Source organism: Maricurvus nonylphenolicus, from assembly GCF_042854845.1.
Taxonomy (GTDB): domain Bacteria; phylum Pseudomonadota; class Gammaproteobacteria; order Pseudomonadales; family Cellvibrionaceae; genus Maricurvus; species Maricurvus nonylphenolicus.
The window spans coordinates 5,297,601-5,315,199 of record NZ_AP031498.1 but is presented as its reverse complement, the minus strand read 5'-3'; the positions used below and the strand labels follow the sequence as shown (position 1 = coordinate 5,315,199).

18 protein-coding genes are annotated in these 17,599 nt (G+C 50.9%); 11 read left to right on the top strand and 7 right to left on the bottom strand.

All coding sequences use genetic code 11. The features are described 5' to 3' along the window. Positions 1-50: 50 nt before the first annotated feature. Positions 51-2,219: a CehA/McbA family metallohydrolase gene (locus tag ACGHZ6_RS23105; protein ID WP_390616425.1), complete on the bottom strand. Its 2,169-nt coding sequence runs from the start codon at positions 2,217-2,219 to the stop codon at positions 51-53. Between the two features lie 217 nt (positions 2,220-2,436). Between ACGHZ6_RS23105 and ACGHZ6_RS23100 the strand changes: the two genes are divergently transcribed. After that, positions 2,437-3,867, top strand: coding sequence for an aldehyde dehydrogenase family protein (locus tag ACGHZ6_RS23100; protein ID WP_390616424.1), 1,431 nt, complete (start codon positions 2,437-2,439; stop codon positions 3,865-3,867). Positions 3,868-3,914: 47 nt separating this feature from the next. On the opposite strand, the gene ACGHZ6_RS23095 is transcribed toward ACGHZ6_RS23100, so the two are convergent. Further along, a complete protein-coding gene (locus ACGHZ6_RS23095) occupies positions 3,915-4,691 on the bottom strand; it encodes an SDR family NAD(P)-dependent oxidoreductase (RefSeq protein WP_390616423.1) in 777 nt (258 codons plus the stop codon). A 211-nt stretch (positions 4,692-4,902) separates the two neighbouring features. On the opposite strand from ACGHZ6_RS23095, the gene ACGHZ6_RS23090 reads away from it, so the two are divergent. From ACGHZ6_RS23090 to ACGHZ6_RS23075, 4 genes are all read left to right on the top strand, one after another. After that, the gene (locus tag ACGHZ6_RS23090; RefSeq protein ID WP_390616422.1) at positions 4,903-5,547 is read left to right on the top strand and encodes an MBL fold metallo-hydrolase; all 645 of its coding nucleotides are present in this window, start codon (positions 4,903-4,905) and stop codon (positions 5,545-5,547) included. A gap of 6 nt (positions 5,548-5,553) precedes the next feature. Further along, positions 5,554-5,988: a hotdog fold thioesterase gene (locus ACGHZ6_RS23085; protein ID WP_390616421.1), complete on the top strand. Its 435-nt coding sequence runs from the start codon at positions 5,554-5,556 to the stop codon at positions 5,986-5,988. A 56-nt stretch (positions 5,989-6,044) separates the two neighbouring features. Next, positions 6,045-6,485 carry a YtoQ family protein gene (locus tag ACGHZ6_RS23080; RefSeq protein ID WP_390616420.1) on the top strand — a complete coding sequence of 147 codons (441 nt, stop codon included), beginning with the start codon at positions 6,045-6,047 and terminating at the stop codon, positions 6,483-6,485. 71 nt (positions 6,486-6,556) lie between these two features. Beyond that, positions 6,557-7,543, top strand: a complete 987-nt coding sequence (locus ACGHZ6_RS23075) for an LLM class flavin-dependent oxidoreductase (protein WP_390616419.1) — start codon at positions 6,557-6,559, stop codon at positions 7,541-7,543. Here ACGHZ6_RS23075 and ACGHZ6_RS23070 read toward each other — a convergent pair. Together ACGHZ6_RS23070 and ACGHZ6_RS23065 are read right to left on the bottom strand one after the other, a co-directional pair. Next, the gene (locus ACGHZ6_RS23070) at positions 7,540-9,438 is read right to left on the bottom strand and encodes an acyl-CoA synthetase (protein ID WP_390616418.1); all 1,899 of its coding nucleotides are present in this window, start codon (positions 9,436-9,438) and stop codon (positions 7,540-7,542) included. The genes ACGHZ6_RS23075 and ACGHZ6_RS23070 overlap by 4 nt on opposite strands. Positions 9,439-9,590: 152 nt before the next feature. Then, positions 9,591-10,628, bottom strand: a complete 1,038-nt coding sequence (locus tag ACGHZ6_RS23065) for an AraC family transcriptional regulator (RefSeq protein WP_390616417.1) — start codon at positions 10,626-10,628, stop codon at positions 9,591-9,593. Between the two features lie 81 nt (positions 10,629-10,709). Here ACGHZ6_RS23065 and ACGHZ6_RS23060 point away from each other — a divergent pair, with 81 nt between their 5' ends. The 4 genes from ACGHZ6_RS23060 to ACGHZ6_RS23045 all read left to right on the top strand — a co-directional run bounded on the left by ACGHZ6_RS23060 (position 10,710) and on the right by ACGHZ6_RS23045 (position 13,336). Continuing rightward, positions 10,710-11,438 carry a M48 family metallopeptidase gene (locus ACGHZ6_RS23060; protein ID WP_390616416.1) on the top strand — a complete coding sequence of 243 codons (729 nt, stop codon included), beginning with the start codon at positions 10,710-10,712 and terminating at the stop codon, positions 11,436-11,438. Positions 11,439-11,457: 19 nt separating this feature from the next. Further along, positions 11,458-11,820 (top strand): DUF2750 domain-containing protein, encoded by a 363-nt coding sequence (locus tag ACGHZ6_RS23055; RefSeq protein WP_390616415.1) that lies wholly within the window; start codon positions 11,458-11,460, stop codon positions 11,818-11,820. A 19-nt stretch (positions 11,821-11,839) separates the two neighbouring features. Next, the gene (locus ACGHZ6_RS23050; RefSeq protein ID WP_390616414.1) at positions 11,840-12,730 is read left to right on the top strand and encodes a radical SAM protein; all 891 of its coding nucleotides are present in this window, start codon (positions 11,840-11,842) and stop codon (positions 12,728-12,730) included. Between the two features lie 171 nt (positions 12,731-12,901). Further along, entirely contained in the window at positions 12,902-13,336 is a 435-nt protein-coding gene (locus tag ACGHZ6_RS23045; RefSeq protein WP_390616413.1) for a YiiD C-terminal domain-containing protein, read from the top strand. Between the two features lie 71 nt (positions 13,337-13,407). On the opposite strand, the gene ACGHZ6_RS23040 is transcribed toward ACGHZ6_RS23045, so the two are convergent. Beyond that, positions 13,408-13,746, bottom strand: coding sequence for a hypothetical protein (locus ACGHZ6_RS23040; RefSeq protein ID WP_390616412.1), 339 nt, complete (start codon positions 13,744-13,746; stop codon positions 13,408-13,410). 369 nt (positions 13,747-14,115) lie between these two features. Beyond that, positions 14,116-14,643, bottom strand: a complete 528-nt coding sequence (locus ACGHZ6_RS23035) for a gamma carbonic anhydrase family protein (protein ID WP_390616411.1) — start codon at positions 14,641-14,643, stop codon at positions 14,116-14,118. A 235-nt stretch (positions 14,644-14,878) separates the two neighbouring features. Here ACGHZ6_RS23035 and ACGHZ6_RS23030 point away from each other — a divergent pair, with 235 nt between their 5' ends. Beyond that, entirely contained in the window at positions 14,879-16,297 is a 1,419-nt protein-coding gene (locus ACGHZ6_RS23030; protein WP_390616410.1) for an aldehyde dehydrogenase family protein, read from the top strand. 67 nt (positions 16,298-16,364) lie between these two features. Here ACGHZ6_RS23030 and ACGHZ6_RS23025 read toward each other — a convergent pair whose 3' ends face one another. Next, the gene (locus tag ACGHZ6_RS23025; RefSeq protein WP_390616409.1) at positions 16,365-16,730 is read right to left on the bottom strand and encodes an STAS/SEC14 domain-containing protein; all 366 of its coding nucleotides are present in this window, start codon (positions 16,728-16,730) and stop codon (positions 16,365-16,367) included. A 212-nt stretch (positions 16,731-16,942) separates the two neighbouring features. On the opposite strand from ACGHZ6_RS23025, the gene ACGHZ6_RS23020 reads away from it, so the two are divergent. Then, positions 16,943-17,563, top strand: a complete 621-nt coding sequence (locus ACGHZ6_RS23020) for a DUF2780 domain-containing protein (protein ID WP_390616408.1) — start codon at positions 16,943-16,945, stop codon at positions 17,561-17,563. Positions 17,564-17,599: the final 36 nt, after the last annotated feature.

Here is a 17,599-nt window from a genome sequence, read left to right as displayed (position 1 = left end):
AAAATTATTCACGCCCAATAAGATAGTATTGGGCGGAAATGTGAGCCGGTTCAGTGTTTTTTATAGAGCTGATTAAACAGTGTCAGCAGCGAGTGGTAATAACGCTCTGCAAGTGCAATACGGGAGGTCAGCGCCGGTTTTTGGCGATCAAAGTCGCCGTGAATATCACCGTTTTGCCAATATTCCAATTCTCGCTCAGGTTTTATTTTTAGCTGCGCCATGGCGCGAAGGCGCTGTTGCATGGTTTTAACTGTGCTATCGACCTGTTTGGGGCACCAACTGCGATTGAATTTATCGGCCAGATAAATCGGAGCCGAATGAGCCATGGCTGAATGTTTGCCTCGTATACGAATCGCCAGCCAGCCGCTGGATAGTGAAGCGATATCGCTGCTGAGGTTTAAGTGGTATGTGTTGTCACCGCGAGCCTGCATACGTTTAATCACTTGGCCGCAGTAAACCAGTTCCAGCGTTTCAAGACTATCCAGGTCAGGATTTTGTTCGCTGCTGGCTTTAATCAGCAAACCTGTCTGATATTGCTTTGGTGTTAGAGTGCTGCCGATGGGATGACCATTGGCGCTAAATGATAGCAGCGGACCATTGGTGATAAAGGTTTGCCCCTGTTGCAAACCCTTGAACCATTTATTTGGGGTAAAAGTCTCTTCGATCTTGACGTAATTTCTTACGGCACCTGGTTGATCAAAATAGGGGAAGTCTGAACCTGCTGCGGGAGCAATACGCTCACCCAGGTTCAGGCGCTCATACCAAAACGCCGTGCGCAGTGCGCCGTTTTGCATAATTTCCACAAAGTCTACCAGGCCAAAAGGCGCATCCAGTGCCAGCCCCCAGGAAGCATTAAATTCTTTGGAGCCCAGATGAGCATAACCGGTGAGTGCCCCCTGCTGTTGATAGTCCTTTAAAAAACGGTGATAGAGAAAATACTGATCATCATCGCGGTAAGGCTGTTCAATATTTAGGGCCAGCGTGTGACCGCGCTGCGCGGTACGTGGTCCTTCTGAACCAGGTGTGATCGTGTAGTGCCCATCACGGTATTCTCCCTCATCACCATAGGCATATTGCTGAAAATGTTGGCCGCCCAGGTTGGTCATCTCCAATAGGTTGGAGACATGAATATCCTCGGCCTGGAGCAGTTGGCTGATGACCTGATTGTCTGAAGGCTGTCGCGACATATGGATATGCACATCACCGGAATACCAGCCCTGTTGTGTTGGGCTGCGCCAGGGGGATAGCGCTATACGGTGATGGCTTGGTTTTTTTTCTCCTACACTCAATGTGTATAGACCAAAGCGGTAAAGCGGACCTTTGCTGATAACTAGCTGGTAATCACCTGCTGGTAGTGATGCGCTGTATGAGCCGTCGCTGTAGAAAAAGTAGCGATTCTTGTGTGGCCACGGTTGTGAAGGTGGAATCAGTGAACGCAGGAAGTGTAGGTGTGGTTTATCGCTGTAAAAACTTAGTGGCAAAACCTGGTTGTTGGGCAGTACCGATTTACCGCTGGCATCGTACAGGCCCACTCTTACCGGCGTCGGTTGCTGGGTTTCGGGGTCAATAAAATCCAGCGTGATTTTATGTGTTGGCGGTAGGCTTGTAGGTTTATGTTCTCGCAGCAGTTGAATATCGCAGAGGGTAAAAGTTGCTGATTCAACGGGGCCAAAGTGTCCTTCCGGATAAAGGGTTGCGCGTGTGGTCAGGCTTAGGTCGGTACCCTGCATGCCGCGATTAGCGAAGCGGGCTTGCTCAAGGGAAATATCTATCCAGTGTAGCCGGGGTTTATTGCCCGAGTGCTCAGTGGCTGAAAGGGTTTCAAACGCAGTGGCCTTGCCTGCGCGGTCGTAGGCGTAGAATAAGTACTTCGAATCTTTTCGATCTATAAGCAATTTAATCTGAATCTCTTCATCAATATCAAAGGCGAACTTATCGTCGATATCGAGGCTGAGAAAATTGCTTTTGATACATTGCTGACCTTCAATCTCTTGCAGCTCAGGTGCCTGGCGGTCCGTAAATGACGCCAGGCCATGGGAGTCCGGATAACCGGCTGTCACTACCTTGGCAATATGCTGGCGTTGCCAGGGAATTTCAACCAGCCCCTGTGGCGTGGTGTGGTCAAACTCCAAGTGCTGAGATGTGCCATGCCCAAATAATGGGTTACTTAGAACAGCTGTACAAAGCCACAATCCAAAGGTCACTGAATACCTTAACATAGACCACCTCACACCCAAGTTGCTTTCTTTTTATAGTAATAAAAACAGTTGACTGGGTAGTGTGAAAATTGTTGCTGGGAATGCGATGTTTTGTTTATAGCATGACGGACTTCGATCAATAGGATGAGGAGAATTTGTTTGAAGTTGAGGTGTTCGGCTCGCAAGATATTTCAATCCTGTCTTTTATTTTTTAGTCGTTTTTGAGCAAGTTGTTAACATGAATTTCATCGAGAGAAGCACGCTGTATATTGATGGCCAATGGGTTACTTCCCAGGGCAAACAAACCCATGATGTTGTTAACCCGGCAACAGAATCGGTCTGCGCCAGGATTGTGTTGGGTAATGCACAAGATGTTGATGCGGCGGTAGCCGCTGCGCGACGTGCGTTTCTGCCCTGGTCGCAAACCCCCAGTGAAGAGCGTCGTCGCATCATTAACGCTGTGGTAGAAAAAATGCAGGCGCGTCAGGGTGAGTTAACCGAGGTGATTTCCCAATCGATGGGTTGTCCGCTGGATACCTCTGCCAGTATTCAGGTGGAAGGCCCGATTTGCGGTATGGCCAGTTACGCCGAACGTGCCGCTTTAATGGATAAGGCTGAAGAGGTCGGCCACAGTTTGGTGGTGCGTGAAGCCATTGGTGTGTGTGCTTTTATTAATCCGTGGAATTACCCCTTGCATCAGTTTGTCGGCAAGGTGGCGCCGGCTTTGGCGGCCGGTTGCACCATGGTGGTAAAACCGTCCGAGCAAACGCCATTGCAGGATTTTATTATGGCGGAAATCTTTGATGAGGTCGGTCTGCCTGCGGGCGTATTTAATCTGGTCACAGGGCTTGGGCCATGCGTGGGGGCAGCCCTGTCGAGTCATCCGGATGTGGATCTGGTGTCCTTTACCGGTTCCACCAATGCGGGCATTCAAGTGGCACAGGCCGCTGCGCCCACGGTTAAGCGAGTAACCCAGGAGCTGGGTGGCAAGTCACCCTATATTATTACCGCAGATGCCGATCTGCAGCAGGCGGTGGCCCACGGCGTTTACAATGTCATGGTAAATAGCGGTCAGACGTGTACCGCCTGGACACGCATGCTGGTGCCAGCTGCACGCTATGAAGAGGCGGTGACGATTGCCAAAGCAACGGTAGATTATTTAACTCAGGGGCCAGAGGCAGATGCATTCCTGGGACCGGTGTCTTCGCAAGCACACCGTGATCGTGTGCGTGATTATATTAACTTAGGGTTGAGCGAAGGTGCGCGTTTGGTATGTGGTGGCAGTGAACAGCCTGAACATTTGGCAGAGGGTTTTTATATTGCTCCGACCATTTTCGCCGATGTAAATAATCACATGCGCATTGCCCGTGAAGAAATTTTTGGTCCAGTACTTTGCATGATTCCCTATGACACTGTCGATGAAGCCATCAGCATTGCCAATGATACGGATTACGGCTTGTGCAGTGCAGTCTGGGCAAAAGATAAACCGGCTTCACTGGCGATCGCGCGACAGCTTCGCAGTGGTCAGACTTATATTCAGGATGCCGCCTTTAACTACGATGCGCCCTTTGGTGGTTACAAGCAATCCGGCAATGGGCGGGAATATGGCGAGGCAGGTTTGGATGAATTTGTTGAGCTAAAAGCCATCCAGGGCGGAGCAGGAATTTAAAAATCTATGAAGGGAAGTAACCTGATGGTTACTTCCCGCTTGCCATATTATTTGGCACGCATACGGATAGAACCATCAATACGAACCACTTCACCGTTCATATAATCACTCTTGGCCAGGAACACCACCAATTCGGCAAACTCTTTAGGGTCGCCTAAACGCTTGGGGAACTCCACGGTATTACCGAGGTCGTTTTGTACTTCTGATGGCAGCGATTCCAGTAGCGGAGTTAGAAACAAACCTGGTGCAATAGCATTGACGCGAATACCGTAGCGGGCCAGTTCACGGGCAACCGGCAAAGTCATACCCACAATGCCCGCTTTGGAGGCGCCGTAAGCCGGCTGGGCAATCTGGCCTTCAAAGGCGGCAACAGAGGCAACATTAATCACACAACCGCGGGCACCGTCTTTGTTTATGGGCTCGTTCTTGGCCATCAGGGCGGATGCCTTACTCAGTACATTAAAGGTACCGTTTAGGTTGATATCGACAATCTTTTTAAACTTGGCCAGGGGCAGTGGGTTGCCGTCGCGGTCAATCACCTTGGTGGGCGGGCCAATGCCGGCGCAGTTGGCGACTATATGCAGCTCACCGAAGGCTTGCATAGCTTGCTGTAAGCCGTTGTTCACGGATTCCTCGTTGGCAACATCAACCACCGCGTAACTACAGTTATCGGCTCCTAACTCGTCCACCATGGCTTGGGCCGCAGTTTCGTTCAGATCGAAGATAAAGGTCTTGGCGCCTTCGGCAGCCAGGGCACGGCAGGCTGCCTGGCCCAGGCCCGAAGCACCACCAGTAATCACGGCAACCTTGTTCTGTAAATCCATTGTCATAACTCCTGTGAATTGTTACATCTGAATGGCTACAGCATAGTCGAAGGCCCCGCCTGGGGTATGCCGCCAAAAATACCAATTGTCTTGTCACAAATACTCAGCCTTGGAAATTGGCTCTGCGGGGCGTAATGGGGACCAATATGGTATTCTTAGCGGCATTTATAGCCGCCTGATTCAACGATAATAGAAACCTAAGAGCCCAACCATGAAGTACCAGATTATTCCGGTAACCCCTTACCAGCAAAACTGCACCCTGCTGTGGTGTGAGGAATCCAACAAGGCCGCTCTGGTCGATCCCGGTGGTGACAGCCACCTGATCAAGCAGGCCGTAGCCCAGCACGGTGTGGAACTGGAAAAAATTCTGGTTACTCACGCCCACCTGGATCATGTCGGCGCTGTGGGAGAGTTGGCTGCAGAGCTGAGCTTGCCTATCGAAGGCCCCCATAAGGGCGATCAGTTCTGGATCGATATGCTGCCGCAGCAGGCGCAGATGATGAACTTCCCGCCGGTACCGGGCTTTACTCCAGGGCGCTGGCTGGACGGTGGCGATACGGTCACTGTGGGCAATCAAACCCTGGAAGTACGCCACTGCCCGGGTCATACCCCTGGCCATGTGATTTTTTATCATCAGGGCAGCCAGTTGGCGCTGGTGGGCGATGTACTGTTCCAGGGTTCTATCGGCCGTACCGATTTCCCGCAGGGTGATTACGATACTCTGATCAATGCCATCCGCACCCAGCTGTGGCCTCTGGGCGATGAGGTGGCCTTTATTCCTGGCCATGGTCCTATGTCGACTTTTGGTCAGGAACGCCAGACCAATGCCTTCGTTGCCGATACGCGTTTTGGATAAATTTGCATGAGTAAAGAATCGATTTGGTTCCGCGATGATGTGGACGTGGCTGAGTTGAACAAGCTCAGCGAAAACACCATGGACAGTAATCTGGGCATTGAGTTTACCGAAATTGGCCCGGATTTTTTGCGTGGCACTATGCCCGCCGACCACCGTACTTTCCAACCCTTTGGTCGCATCCATGGCGGTGCCAATGTCACTCTGGCAGAAAGCCTGGGTAGCTTGGGTGCCAATTTGGTGGTGGATATGGATAAGTATTTCTGTGTCGGTCAGGAGATTAATGCCAACCACTTGCGCGGTGTAATGAAAGGCAAGGTAACAGGCACGGCGCGCCCGGTGTATATCGGGCGTACGTCTCAGGTATGGGAAATTCGTATCGAAGATGATCGCGGCCGCCTGAGTTGTATCTCCCGCATTACTATGGCTGCTGTACGCAAATAAAGAGCCGCAGTTAGAAATAATATTTACAGTAAAGAATTGAAGAAGAGGTTTATCACATGCAGTGGAATGTTTATTTATCCGGTGAGATTCATACCGACTGGCGTGAACAAATTGAGCAGGGCGCTAAAGAGCTGGGCCTGCCCGTTACTTTTACCTCCGCCGTCACCGATCACGATTCCAGTGATGCCGCGGGTGATCATCTGATGGACAATGACAATCAGTTCTGGCGCGATCACCAGTCCTCCAAGGTCAACAGTATTCGCACTAAAAACCTGATTGAAAAATGCGATATTGCCGTGGTGCGTTTTGGTGATAAATACAAACAGTGGAATGCGGCGTTTGATGCGGGTCAGTTGGCGGCGTTGGGTAAGCCTTATATTACCCTGCACGATGAAAATATTATTCATCCACTGAAAGAAGTGGATGCCGCAGCTATGGCGTGGGCAAAAACACCACAGCAAGTGGTAGAAGTTTTAAAGTACGTAATCACTGTCTAACCCCATTTATGTCATTCCTGCCTTCGCAGGAATGACTTCGTAGAGAGTCTAACCCTGCTGGGTAATTTGCAATGCAACTATCCGTTCTCGACCAATCCCCCATCCGCCAAGGCGGTTCCGCCCAACAGGCCTTTGCTGAAACCCTGGAGTTGGCTCGCTATTGTGAATCACTGGGTTATCACCGCTTTTGGGTTTCCGAGCACCACAGCACCGATGCCCTGGCCGGCAGTGCACCCGAAGTTTTGCTGGCGGCGATTGGTCAGCACACCTCCTCTATTCGCATTGGCTCCGGCGGTATTATGCTGCCGCACTACAGCAGTTATAAGGTCGCCGAAACTGTATCGACCTTGGCTTGTCTGTTTCCCGACCGGGTGGATGTGGGGGTAGGGCGTGCTCCGGGAACGGATATGATTTCAGCGCGCGCTTTGTCGATTGACGGCAAGGTGCGATTCGATCAGTTCCCGCAACAGGTCGAGTCGCTACTGAAGATGTTAAACGATGAGGATTTCCGTCCAACGGTTAATCCAAAACCTGAAGTGATACCACCGGTGTGGATGCTGGGCTCCAGTCCGGACAGTGCAATTTTAGCGGCCGAGAAAGGTCTGCCTTATAACTTTGCACTGTTTATTAACCCACAAATGGATCCGCGTATTCTGGATTATTATCGCCAGCGTTTTCAGCCTTCGGCCTATCTGGAAAAACCCTATACCAGTTTAACGGTGAATGTGGTGTGTGCGGAAACCGAAGAGGAAGCTTACGCCCTGGCGCGCAGTCGCAGTATTTCCTTTTTGCGCTTTGCGACGGGCAAAGGCGATAGTCGCTTGTGTACACCGGAAGAGGCGATGTCGGTGGTGTTATCGCCTGATGAGCAAGCCTTTATCGAACAGCGCCAGGCCAACGCGGCGATTGGTACTCCAGAGCAGGTGCGCGATAAACTGTTTCAACTCGCCGACGACTTTGGTGCCGACGAGTTGATGACAGTGACTATTACCTATGACTTCGAAGCCCGTAAACGCTCCTACCAGTTGCTGGCCGAAGCGTTTAACTTGCCGTCTTAGCCAAGTTCAGATTTAAAGGCAAAACCGCCCAGTAGTTCTTTTAAGCGGTCTGCGTTCAGTGCAGGGCTGGTGACCTTCACTATCTGGCCGTATTTCTTGCTGGCTTCTACGTCTACGCTAAAGCTTTCGCCTTCAAGAGCATTGCTCAGAATATCGTTCACCAATCGGGAAGTAATATCGTTACGCAGGGTCGGCTTAAAGATCTTGCCTACGGCAGTTACCGGAATAGCATCGATGATAATGACTTCCTTGGGCACTGCTGCGCGCTCGGCAATATTATCCACACAGAAATTCAGCAGCTCTTCCGGCGTTGCTTGTGCATCCGGCTTAAGTTGCACATAGACCACAGGCAGTTCGCCCACGCGCTCGTCGGGTTTACCGACGGCTGCGGCTTCGGCAACGGCAGGGTGTTTGTACAGCGGCTCTTCAATGGCCTGTGGATCAATATTGTGACCGCCGCGAATAATCAAATCTTTACTGCGCCCGGTTAGCCACAGGTAACCGTCCTCATCCAGTCGGCCCAGATCACCGGTGTTAAACCAGCCGTCGTCTACCCACTGGCCTTTGTTTTGATCCGGATTTTTGTAACCGTTAAATACGGTCGGACCAGAGATAGTAATTTCGCCGGCTTCGTTAACATCGCAGTCGCGAATCGCGCGACCGTCCTGGTCCACTTCGACAACACGCACTTGCATATAAGGTACGCGAATACCCACTGAGCCGACTTTGCGTTCACCAAACATCGGGTTACAGGTACTTACGCAGGTGCCTTCGGTTTGGCCGTAACCTTCAATGACTTTCAAACCGGTGACCTTCTCAAACTGGGTCATCAATTCGGTGGCCAGTGGTGCGGCACCGCACAAACAGAATTCCAGCGATGACAAGTCGCGGCCATCAGTAGGGACTGTCAGTAAACCACTCAGAATGGTTGGCACGGCACTGAAGTAGGAAACCTTATATTTTTCTACCAGCGCCCAGAAGTCTTTAATCACATTGGGATTGCGATAACCCTGCGGGCTGGCCAGCAGAATTTCACCGCCGCCCAAAATAGTCGCTAGGCCGGTGACAAATACGCCGTTAACGTGGAACAGAGGCAGGCCACAGAGGGCAACTGCAGGCTCTTCACGGTTGCTCAGGATAGCGGTTTGCCAGCTACAGGCCACTTCGTTGAAGTGGGTGTGAGGTGCGAGTTTGGGGGTGCCAGTGGTGCCGCCGGTATGGAAGTAGGAGGCAATATCGTCCGGGGCAATGACGCGGCCACTGATCAGCGTGTCACCGGGTTGAGCGGCAATGGCCGCATCAAAGTCTTTAATTTTGTCGTTAAGGTATTCTTCGCGCTCACCCACAAAGGCTTCGCGGAACTCTTCAGGTAAGAAGTTGGCCAAGTCTACCGCCAGGACATGTTCCAGATCCGGCAGGCCATCGATAATTTGTTGGGCTTTATCCCACAGATCTGTACCCGGGAAAGGTGCCAGGGTCACCAGCACCTTGGTACCGGTCTCGCGCATCAGGGCAATAATATGTTCGACATCCAGCAGCGGATTAATCGGGTTAAAGATACCCGCGGCTTCACTGCCCCAAATGGTGAAATGGTTTTGCGGCAGGTTGGGTAGCAGTACCGATACGGTATCGTCTTTACTAACGCCCATGCTGTGCAGGGCATTGGCGGTTTGGGTAACTTTTTCAAACAGCTCAGCATAGGTGTAGCGAATTGGCTCCTCGTCCACCTGTCCCTGTAGCAGGAAGGTCAGGGCGTAATCATCGCCGCGCTCGGCAGCGGTTTCCTGAATGGCGGCATAGGTACTGCTGGGCAGGTTACGTTCGGCCAGCGGGGTGGCTTCAATTTGCTCTACTTCCCGCAGGCTCTTCATTTCAATATTCAGAGATTCAATCATCGCTATATTTCTCTTTGGGGTGCTTTATCGCTGGGCTATTTATAGGAATAGTTGTTATCAGCCTACTTTACCCCAGCGCTGGCGAGCCGGGGTATTCCTGACTCGACATTGGCTGTGCATTTATCGCCAACAGATGATTGATATAGCCTGGTCTATTGCCTGGAAGCCCGGTATTCCTGGGGGCTTTGGCCAGTCCAGCGCTTAAAGGCGCGGCTAAAGTTGGAGTTGCTGGCAAAGCCCAGCAGGAAGCTGATTTCACCAATTGAGAGATGGGGCTGGCGGATATAGTCCAAGGCCAGTTGCTTGCGCACCTCTTCGAGCAATTGGCGGAAGTTGGTGTCCTGCTCCTCCAGTTTGCGGTGCAGGGTGCGGGGGCTGATATGCAGTTGGGCCGCTACGTCATCGAGGTTGGCTTCCCCCCGTGGCAGCAGCTCAAACAGGGCCTGGCGTACCTGGGGCAACAGACTGTGGGTGCTGGCGGGTTGCAGCTGTACCGAGGCCAGGTAATCGATCACCAGTTTTTCGGTTTCCTTGGCCAGTATCGGGTTGCCTCCGGGAATGGGACGTTCGGCAGCGGCGCGGTCATACTCCAGGCGTATTTCCTTGCAGTTGAAGGTCACCGGGCAACCAAAGAACGCCTCAAAGTGCTCCGGGTGTTTGGGGGTGGGGCGAGACAGTTCCAGCGCTTTATAGGCGTGCGGCTGTTGGAAGTGGTTTTTGCTCATCGTATGCAGAGCCGACATGGTGGCATCGAGAGCGTAGATCGACGAGGGGCTCTGGCCATTCTCGTCGAGGCGTAAGCGGGTAACTGCTATCAGCTTATCCTCGTGTTCCTCCAGCTCCATATCGGCGGCGGTGCTAAAGACATGTAAATAGCGACACCAGCACTCCACCATATCGCGCAAACTGCAGCTGCTCCACAGGGCGATCCCCAGTGAGCTAAAGGTGGTTGGGGTAACAAAGGTGCCGGCCTTAAGGCCGATTTCATCGTCGCCTACCAATTCTGCTGCCTCATTCCACAGGGCTGTCATGGTAAGCAGAGAAATTCGACGTGTAGGATCGGCCGCTGCCGAGTAATCGATTCCCCGTTGGGCCAGAAACGCTGGGCCATCAATACCGTAGCTCTGCAAGGTATTGACGAACAGGGTCAGCCAACTGCCGATGATGCTGATGTTATGGGTTGCTGTCATAAATTCTATTATACGGGTAAATTCCGGCCTGGAAAAAAGCTACAATACAGGCACCTATAAACCCTATGGAATCTGCGCCCCTTGGCAGGATTAGCCCGATTACAAATTACCACTGAGTCAGTAAGCGCAGTCGATGAGCTGGGGTTTGATTATATCCTCAAGTGGTCGAAGCGCCGCCGTTCATTGGCCATTGAGGTCGCCCCGGACGAGGTGGTGGTGCGGGCACCCTTTGGGGTCAACAAGGGTTATATTCATGAGTTTGTGGTATCCAAGCGCAGTTGGGTAGTATCCAAGCTCGGTTTGCAAGCCCATCGCCAGGCCGAGGTACCGCAGCGTCAGTATCAGGCAGGAGAGGTGATTCCCTGGTTGGGTGAGGCGTATAGGCTGCAAGTTGAGCCAGGAGCCAGAACCCGCATAACCTGGCAAGAAAAGGCTATACACATAGAGCTGGCGCCGAGAGCACAACTGAAAACCCAGTTACTGAATTGGTATCGCCAGCAGGCAGAACACTTATTGGCAGACAAGACGAGCTACTTTGCCGAATGTCTGGGGGTGAGTGTTGCGAGTATTCAGTTTCGCAAAACCAAAACCAAATGGGGCCACTGTACCCGCGAGGGGGTTATACAATATAACTGGTTGATCGCCCTGGCGCCGGAGTCGGTAGTGGATTATCTGGTGGCCCATGAGGTTAGCCACCGACGTTATATGAATCACGGGCCACGGTTTTGGCAGACGGTAGAAAAACTGTGTCCCGATTATCTACAGCAGCGGCAATGGCTAAAGCGTTATGGCCATACCCTTGTCCTTTAACAATGAGCTAGAGAATTTTATGGAACCCTTATCAAATAATACCGAAGAGAATTTTGATCGTTTTATTGTTGAAGCGATAGAAACCGGTTGTATTTGGGCCCTGGAAGGTGAAGAAGGGTTTGCCCTGTGCCCGTCAGAAAAAAATGATGATATTGATGTAATGCCCTTCTGGTCACAGCCGGAGTTTGCCCAGGCAGCCTGTGTCGATGAGTGGTCGGTTTACAAACCGGTAGCCATTGCCCTGGAAGAATTTCTCGATGACTGGATCGACGGCATGCATGAAGATTTATTGTTGATCGGTATTAACTGGAACCCGGACCTGGAAGGTATGGAAATAGAGCCATTGGATTTGGTGGAAGAATTCGACAGCGAAATTAAGTAAACGCTGAGGTAATTGGTTTATGTATCCCCTTGATTATATTGATCCGGTTTTTCGTCCACCCAGTGAAGCGCGCTCGCTGATTTTACAGGTGGCCAATGGCTGTTCCTGGAACAAGTGTACCTTCTGCGATATGTACACCCAGCCGCAAAAACGCTTTCGCCCCAAACCCATTGATGAACTGGAGCAAGAGCTGAAAGCGCTGGCTGAAGCCGGTTACCCTGTGCGACGAATCTTTTTGGCCGACGGCGATGCCATGACCCTGTCGGTGCGCCGCCTTAAAGACATCCTGAAACTGATCAACGACTATTATCCGAATGTGCAGCGCGTATCGTCTTACTGCTTACCGCGCAACCTGAAAAACAAAACGGTCGAAGAACTGGCAGAATTGCGCGAGCTGGGCTTAACCCTGATGTATGTGGGTTGTGAAAGCGGTGATGACGAGGTACTTGAAAAAGTTGAAAAAGGTGAGAGTTTCGATTCGTCCCTGAGTGCATTGCAAAAAATAAAACAGTCGGGTATGCAATCCTCAGTAATGATCCTAAATGGTTTGGGTGGTCCGGAGCTGAGTGAACAGCACGCGATCAACTCTGCCAAACTGATGAACGCTGCCCAGCCGGATTACCTCTCAACCCTGGTGGTGGAATTCCCCATGGGTTCTGAGCACTTTGAAAAAAACTGGGATGGCCGCTGGCGCAAGCTTGCGAAAATGGAGCTGTTTCGGGAAATGGAAGTGCTTCTGGATAATCTTGATCTGGAAAAAACCATTTTCCGCAGTGATCACGCCTCCAACTATCTGGTCTTAAAGGGTGTGTTGGGTAAGGATAAAACCAAACTACTCAATCAGGTGCGCACGGCAATCCACCAACCGGGTATGATCCCCTTGCGCGAGGAGTGGCAGCGAGGATTGTAGATGGTTAGCTGCTGCAAGATCTGAATCGTCAATGAGTATGAACGATATGGTAATTGCTGAGATCTCCATAAGTGAGTACTGTGATAGATGATCTGTTGAATCCGAGTGTAGATTTATAACTAAAGAAGCCGGGAAATCCGATCGTTAACTACAAAAAAGAGAGAGAAAGCAATGACGATCAATATGACTCAAATGATGCAGCAAATGCCGACCATTGAGAGAATGAACTGCAAAGTGATTGAAGAGTCAGTCAATCGCTGTGTGATTGAAATGCCCCTGGAAGGCAATAGCAACCATGTGGGTACCGCTTATGCCGGCGCCATGTTTACCCTGGCCGAATTTCCGTTTGGCTTAATGTTCCTGTCCCGCTTTGGCGGCATGGATAAGTTGTATCCGGTGGTGGGCGAAATGAATATTCGCTATATGGCACCGGCCATGACCGCTGTTCGCTTAACGGTGGAAATCAGTGAAGAACAGTGGCAACAGATAGAAACCGAAACCCTGGAAAAGGGTAAATACAAGATTGTCCTGCCGTTGGAGTTACAGGATGCCAATGGCACTGTAGTCGCTAAAACAGAAGCGACCTACTTTTCGATAAAAAGTTAAAGCAGGAAATAAACGCGATAAATAGAAACCCCGAGCGGCAGCGCTCGGGGTTTTATTTTTTGGGGAAGAAATTAAGCTTGCGCTTGCGCCATCTGAATATCGTCTTCAACAAAACCGAACAGGTAGTCGTGCAGAATGTCGACCATGTTCTCGCCGATATGGGTATCCAGTTCTTTTAAGGTTTTGAAGTGAGGGCTAATAGCCTCGGTCTCTATGGTGCGATAGTCATCGGTGACAAGGACGAAGGATTTGACTGGCTGGTCGCTTTTAACTTGCAGGGTTTCCAGTACACGGAAACCAAAATCCAGTGCCAAACGCATTAAATGCGGATAGTTAGATTGTTGACGATCTAAAAAACGAATTTCTCTGCCGCCAAGTAGGGGTTCGCTTACGCGAGAAGTCACAGCCATAAATACCTCAAGCTAATGTTTATAGTTATTGTGCTGAGTAGCTTGATTACAGCACATTAACCGCCGCATGAAAAGTGACGAAGTTCACAAACAGTTGGCGAACTGTCGCCAAGTTGCTGACACTCTTCTATAAAGTGCACAAACCATACCGTCTTCCGATGAATCCTAGGTGACAAGGAGGAATTAGACGTAAGAAATGGGTGTTAGTTCTAACTGAATATCGATTTTTGTGAACTAGGTTGTGCTTGCGTTCAAGAACTGGTTGGTCATTAAACAAAGCCCCTGATTTATTTGGGGCTTTGTTTGTTTAAGTATGGGAAAAGCAGGTGCAGCTAGGGCCTCGATGCGCCAGAAGGGGATTTAATACATTTATTTTTCGTCGTGAATCACCATGTGCTTGGCAAACTCGCGACCATTATTGACATAGTGATCCCCACCCACTTTCATGGCTTCAATCATTTCGGGTTTTAATTCGCGTTTTATCTGCGCCGGGGAGCCTACCACCAAAACACCATCGGGAATTTCCATATTTTCGGGTACAAAGGTATTGGCCCCAATCAAACAGTTCTTGCCGATTTTAGCGCCGTTAAGTACCACGGCATTAATGCCAATCAAAGTGTTATCGCCCACTTCACAGCCATGCAACATGGCGTTATGACCCACGGTAACACCTTTATGCAGGGTGAGCGGCACGCCCGGGTCTGCGTGCAGCACAGCACCGTCCTGTACGTTACTGTTCTCGCCGACGGTGATTTGTTCGCAGTCTCCACGCAGTACGGCACTGAACCAGACGCTGGCGCCGGCTTCCAGGGTGACGGAGCCCACGACGGTGGCGGTGGGGGCGACAAAGGTGTCACTGTGGATATTGGGCTTACGGTCTTTGAAATCGGCAATCACGGTTACGGCTTCCTTTATCTGTCTACATTATTAGGGAGCAGAGTGTAGTGCAGCCCCGCTGGTGCCTCAATTGGTATTGCTTGCAGGTGGCAATTCAATCGCTGTAAATGTCGCAATATAGTCCATCTAGCCAGCAATATAGTCAATTGGAAAGGGGAGGGGAGCTGCTATTCTGTTCGGCTAAGATATACATAAATAGTATAAAACCTGAACACAACAACCACGGGATACGACCATGGCCGTAGACACTCAGATAGCTGATACCGAAGATGCACGCCAGATTGCTGCAATGATGGAGCGCGCCCGCGCTGCCCAGGCTCAAATTGAAAACTACACCCAAGAGCAGGTGGATGAGCTGATCAAGGCAATGGTGTGGTCTTGCTGTCAGCCAGGTGTGGCTGAGGAAATCGCCAAGCACACCCTGGAAGAGACCCAGCTGGGTGACTACAACGGCAAGTTCCTGAAAATTAACACCAAAACCCGTGCCGCGCTGATGGATATCATCGACGACAAATCCGTGGGTGTTATTGAGGAAGACAAAGAGCGCAATATCATCAAAATCGCCAAGCCAGTGGGTGTTATCGGTGCTCTGTCGCCATCCACCAACCCTGAAGCGACCCCGGTGATCAAGGGCATTAATGCCGTGAAGGGCCGCAACGCCATCATTGTTGCACCACATCCTCGCGCCAAGCTGACCAACAAGCTGATCATCGACAATATGCGTGCCGCACTGGAGAAAATGGGTGCCCCTGCCGATCTGGTACAGGGTATTGAAGTGCCTTCTTTGGAACTGACAAACGAGCTGATGAAGCAGTGTGACCTGATTCTGGCTACCGGCGGCCCTGCCATGGTGAAATCAGCCTACTCTTCCGGTACCCCGGCTTTTGGTGTGGGTGCAGGTAATGCTGTGATTACTGTTGATGAGTCAGCCAACCTGGATGAGGCGGCAGAAAAAATCCGTATTTCCAAAACCCTGGACCTGGCGGCCAGCTGTTCTTCTGATAATTCCGTGATTGCGGTTGAAGCTATCTACGACGATTTACTGGAAAAACTGATTGCTGAAGGTGGTTACCTGGCGCAGGAAGGCGACTACGAAAAAATCGCCAGCGTGCTGTGGGAAGACGGTCACCTGAACACCAAGGCTGTGGTTCTGCCACCACAAACCCTGTGTGCCATGGCCGGTGTAGAAATTCCAGACGACCGCAAATTCATTATTATGCCGGAAACCGGTACTGGTCCTGAGCATCCATACTCCGGTGAAAAGCTGTCTGTGATTATGGCCTTCTACAAGGTGAAGAATATCGATGAAGCGGTAGCCTTAACCAACGACATTCAGGCTTACCAGGGTATGGGCCACTCCTGTGGTATCTACTCCAACAACGATGAAAATATTTTGAAGTTGGGCCTGGGCACCAAAACCTCTCGTGTTATGGTGAACCAGCCGCAGGCACCATCCAACTCCGGTAACCTGTGGAACGGTATGCGTCAAACCTTCTCTCTGGGTTGTGGTACCTGGGGTGGTAACTCGACCAACGAAAATATTTACTGGAAGCACCTGGTGAATATCACCTGGATTTCCAAGCCGCTGGCCACACCAAAAACCTTGCCGGCCGATGAGGAATTGTTTGGCGATGTGATTGGTAAGCTGAAGTAAGCTTTTACAATTACTAAAAAATAAAAGCCCGCACTGGTTATCGTGCGGGCTTTTTTATGCCTGTGTGTTAATGGCTTGTTATCCAGTCGATGGCAGTATCTTCATCATTAAAATCAAAATGTTTTACTTCGGCGTCAACAAAATGGTCGACAATTTTTGGGGCGATGGTTAACAGTTTGTCATCCGATACGGCGGCAACTTTTTTGATACGTTTATGATGGTCGCCGACAAAACGCAGATGAGAAATAAAGGAACTGAAATCTTCCCAGCCGGGGAAATCGTTACTGCTGATCAACACGCCATTTAAATAGTCGTGATCGGACAGGTAGCGGTCGACGACTTCAGCCATCTGGGCAAAGTCTCGCGCCGCCAGTGGGGCGCTGGGGTGTACTTTTAATATGCCCTGATCGGGTAGTAACTGATAATCCAACATAACTTATCTCCCTGATAATGGAGGTGGCTACCCTAAGTTTAGCCACTCAATAGCATCCTGCTCCAGCTACAGGAAAAAAATTGATCGGATTTATGATTGGATAGACTGGCAGGAGGTGTCTGCCTTGTGATGGTGCACCTAAGACTCTATGATGCGAGCTGAGATTTAATCACGAATTTGCGTTTAAGGCGGCATTTTAAGGGGAAGAGCACATGAAAAGAACGGTTATAGCTTTGGCTTTCACCGCATTGGCCAGCCAGGCCCAGGCGGGCTTGTTGGATACCGTATCGGGCTGGTTGGGTACCGCCGATGAGGCAGTGAGTACGGCTGATAAGGCTGTCGATACGGCGGCCGGCGCCGTTGATGCCGCTAATTCTGCCTCTAGCCAGGCAGAGCAGGCGACAACAGGTGGTTTGACCCAGACAGCGATCGAATTGATTCCTGCTGTTATGCAAACCCTGGGTGTTAATAATCAGCAGGCAGAAGGCGGCTTGGGTGCTATTTTTGGTGCGGCCAAAACCACCTTGGGTGATCAGCAATTTACGACGCTGAGCGATCTGGTGCCAAATATGGGGGATCTGCTGGCAGCAGCGCCTGACGTGGCCGCTGCTGCTACCGGCGGTGATGACGGCCTGGTTGGCAGTCTGTTGAACTCTGCCAGCCAGTACAGCGAGACGGTAAAAACAGCCAATACCTTGCTGCAACAATTTCAATCTCTGGGTCTGGATGCCGGGATGATCACCCAATTTTTGCAGGTGATTAATCAGTACCTGGAAGCCCGTGGTGGTCAGCCAGCGGTTGATCTGATGGCTGAAGGTATGACCTCGGTGTAATCATCAGTGTCATAGCGACATAAAAAAAGGGAGCTT

Excerpts from the sequence above, each read along its gene's own strand:
- ACGHZ6_RS23055 (WP_390616415.1), top strand. The coding sequence starts at position 11,458 with ATGGAACCCTTATCAAATAATACCGAAGAGAATTTTGATCGTTTTATT.
- ACGHZ6_RS23085 (WP_390616421.1), top strand. The coding sequence starts at position 5,554 with ATGAGTAAAGAATCGATTTGGTTCCGCGATGATGTGGACGTGGCTGAG.
- ACGHZ6_RS23105 (WP_390616425.1), bottom strand. The coding sequence starts at position 2,219 with ATGTTAAGGTATTCAGTGACCTTTGGATTGTGGCTTTGTACAGCTGTT.
- ACGHZ6_RS23080 (WP_390616420.1), top strand. The coding sequence starts at position 6,045 with ATGCAGTGGAATGTTTATTTATCCGGTGAGATTCATACCGACTGGCGT.
- ACGHZ6_RS23095 (WP_390616423.1), bottom strand. The coding sequence starts at position 4,691 with ATGGATTTACAGAACAAGGTTGCCGTGATTACTGGTGGTGCTTCGGGC.
- ACGHZ6_RS23065 (WP_390616417.1), bottom strand. The coding sequence starts at position 10,628 with ATGACAGCAACCCATAACATCAGCATCATCGGCAGTTGGCTGACCCTG.
- ACGHZ6_RS23030 (WP_390616410.1), top strand. The coding sequence starts at position 14,879 with ATGGCCGTAGACACTCAGATAGCTGATACCGAAGATGCACGCCAGATT.
- ACGHZ6_RS23070 (WP_390616418.1), bottom strand. The coding sequence starts at position 9,438 with ATGATTGAATCTCTGAATATTGAAATGAAGAGCCTGCGGGAAGTAGAG.
- ACGHZ6_RS23075 (WP_390616419.1), top strand. The coding sequence starts at position 6,557 with ATGCAACTATCCGTTCTCGACCAATCCCCCATCCGCCAAGGCGGTTCC.
- ACGHZ6_RS23040 (WP_390616412.1), bottom strand. The coding sequence starts at position 13,746 with ATGGCTGTGACTTCTCGCGTAAGCGAACCCCTACTTGGCGGCAGAGAA.
- ACGHZ6_RS23045 (WP_390616413.1), top strand. The coding sequence starts at position 12,902 with ATGACGATCAATATGACTCAAATGATGCAGCAAATGCCGACCATTGAG.
- ACGHZ6_RS23100 (WP_390616424.1), top strand. The coding sequence starts at position 2,437 with ATGAATTTCATCGAGAGAAGCACGCTGTATATTGATGGCCAATGGGTT.
- ACGHZ6_RS23025 (WP_390616409.1), bottom strand. The coding sequence starts at position 16,730 with ATGTTGGATTATCAGTTACTACCCGATCAGGGCATATTAAAAGTACAC.
- ACGHZ6_RS23090 (WP_390616422.1), top strand. The coding sequence starts at position 4,903 with ATGAAGTACCAGATTATTCCGGTAACCCCTTACCAGCAAAACTGCACC.
- ACGHZ6_RS23020 (WP_390616408.1), top strand. The coding sequence starts at position 16,943 with ATGAAAAGAACGGTTATAGCTTTGGCTTTCACCGCATTGGCCAGCCAG.
- ACGHZ6_RS23050 (WP_390616414.1), top strand. The coding sequence starts at position 11,840 with ATGTATCCCCTTGATTATATTGATCCGGTTTTTCGTCCACCCAGTGAA.